Source organism: Hydrogenivirga sp. 128-5-R1-1 (assembly GCF_000171895.1).
The window spans coordinates 1-2,546 of the sequence record NZ_ABHJ01000104.1; the positions used below are offsets into that span (position 1 = coordinate 1).

2 protein-coding genes and 1 pseudogene are annotated in these 2,546 nt (G+C 32.4%); all 3 read left to right on the top strand.

The genetic code is table 11. From position 1 onward, the window contains the following. The first annotated feature begins 164 nt into the window (after positions 1-164). Positions 165-596 carry a TraR/DksA family transcriptional regulator gene (locus HG1285_RS20530; RefSeq protein WP_008288564.1) on the top strand — a complete coding sequence of 144 codons (432 nt, stop codon included), beginning with the start codon at positions 165-167 and terminating at the stop codon, positions 594-596. Further along, the gene (lspA, locus tag HG1285_RS04750; RefSeq protein ID WP_008288565.1) at positions 596-1,099 is read left to right on the top strand and encodes a signal peptidase II; all 504 of its coding nucleotides are present in this window, start codon (positions 596-598) and stop codon (positions 1,097-1,099) included. The genes HG1285_RS20530 and lspA overlap by 1 nt, the downstream gene beginning before the upstream one ends. Before the next feature lie 37 nt (positions 1,100-1,136). Then, positions 1,137-2,546, top strand: a pseudogene (locus HG1285_RS18305) (preprotein translocase subunit SecA); the annotation flags it as partial.

A 2,546-nucleotide genomic window follows, 5' to 3' on the forward strand; every position in this document is an offset into this window, starting at 1 on the left:
CCAACAGCAATAAGAATTTTCCAGTATTTCAGTAAAGTTTGTGCTAACATTTTTTCTCCTTGTAGTATAATTATTGGGATTATATTTTAACAAATAAGTATTGACAAAACCATTAAAAAGATATATTACTATGCCTTAAGTTTTATTACTGGAGGAGATTTATCATGGATTTAGAAAAAATAAAACAACAGCTATTAGAAAAGAAAGCCCAGATAATAGAATCTCTGGAGAATAACTCAAAAGAAAGCCAGAATGAAAAAAGTGGCGTTGAAGATACTGCCGACGAAGTAACAGCAGAACTTTCAAGAGAAACTTTGTATAAACTTTCACAGACAGAAAGAGAAAAGCTGTTTTTAATAGAAATTGCACTTAAAAAAATAGAAAATGGAACTTACGGCATATGTGAAGAATGCGGAGCACCTATAGGGGAAAAAAGACTTGAAGCTCTTCCGTGGGTAAGACTTTGTATAGAATGTAGCGAAAAAGATGAAGCGATGAGACTCTCCACTGGATATGAAGATATTAATTACTATAATATTCTCCCTGATACATCTACATTCATTGAAGAAGAAGACAACAGAAATATTGCTGAATAATGGATAGGTTTATATTTTTCCTGGTTATAGTTATTTCCGTAGTTTTTTTAGATTTAACAACAAAAAACATAGCTGTTAAATTGCTTTCAAATAAAGATATAACAATAATACCTGACATTTTAGATTTAACACTTGTATGGAACAAAGGAGCTGCATTCGGGATTTTTGCAAACTCTCCAGAATGGATTAGAAAGCTTGCTCTTCTTGGAGCATCATCTATAGCTGTTTTAGCAACTGCTGTTTATGCATTTTCTAAAAGAAAAGAGCTTTCAAATCTTGAAACAATTTTTTTAGGATTAATAGCTGGAGGAGCTGTTGGAAACCTTTATGATAGGTTTATTCTGGGAAAAGTAAGAGACTTTATAGATTTTCACATATTAAATTACCACTGGCCTGCATTTAATATAGCAGATGCTTCAATCACAATAGGAATAGCAGGTTTCATATTCAATGAGCTTTATTTAAAAAAACGATTGAAAAATAAACAAGATGATAAAATTTAAATAAAAAGCTCCAATTTTAAGGAGGTACTTTAAATAAATGATTGGTTTTTTAGCAAAAAAAATATTTGGAACAAAAAACGAAAGAGAAATAAAAAAATTAAGAAATATTGTTGAAAAAATAAACGCTCTTGAAAAGGATTTTGACAAGCTTTCAAACAAAGACCTACGAGAAAAAAGTTTAAAACTCAAGGAAAAAGTCCAAAATGATAAACAGCTTTCAGATGCAATAACAAAAGGGGAAATTGTAGATATACTTCCTGAAGCTTTTGCGATAGTCCGTGAAGCAGCAAAAAGAACCCTTGGAATGAGACCTTTTGATGTTCAGCTTATTGGTGCGATAGCTCTTCATCAAGGGAAGATTGCAGAAATGAAAACAGGTGAAGGAAAAACCCTTGTTGCATCAATAGCAATATACTTAAATGCTCTTACAGGAAAAGGAGTTCATCTTGTAACTGTAAACGACTATCTCGCAAAAAGAGATGCCGTTCAAATGGGTACTATTTATAAATTTTTAGGCCTTACAACAGGAGTTATCAATACAAACCAGCAATCTTTTATTGTAAAGTGGGCAGATGAACAGGCTTTTGAAAGGGCGATAAAAGAAGATTTGAGAGTGTGGCCAGAAGGATTTGAAGGAGAGCTTCTTCCTCAAGAAAAATTTAATATAGAGGCAAGAAAAAATTACTTTACTATAGCTGTAGAGTCTGAAAGAAGACAGGCTTATGAGGCTGACATAACATATGGAACAAATAATGAATTTGGATTTGATTATTTAAGAGATAACATGGTTTTTTCAAAAGACCAGATTGTACAGGTAAAAGGACATCACTTCGCAATTGTTGATGAAGTTGACAGTATCTTAATAGATGAAGCAAGAACACCTCTTATTATTTCAGGAGCTTCAGAAGAAGATGTTTCAATTTATTACACTGCCGATGGGTTTGTGAAAACTCTTGTTAAAGATGAAGACTATATTGTAGATGAGAAAAATAAAACTGCTGTACTCACAGAAGAAGGTATAAAAAAAGCAGAAAAGTATTTTAATATAGACAACCTGTTTGACCCTAAATATATAGATATTTTACATGCAATTAATCAGTCATTAAGGGCGAATACTTTATTCCACAGAGATAAAGATTACGTTGTCAAAGATGGGGAAGTTATTATTGTAGATGAATTTACTGGAAGGCTTATGCCGGGAAGAAGATGGTCTGACGGACTTCATCAGGCAATAGAAGCTAAAGAAGGCGTTAAAATTGAAGCAGAAAACCAGACCCTTGCGTCTATTACTTTCCAAAATTACTTTAGAATGTACGAAAAACTTGCAGGTATGACAGGAACAGCAGAAACAGAAGCAGAAGAGTTTAAAGAAATATACGACCTTGATGTTTTAGTAATTCCAACAAACAAACCTGTTATAAGAAAGACTATCCAGATTTAATATATA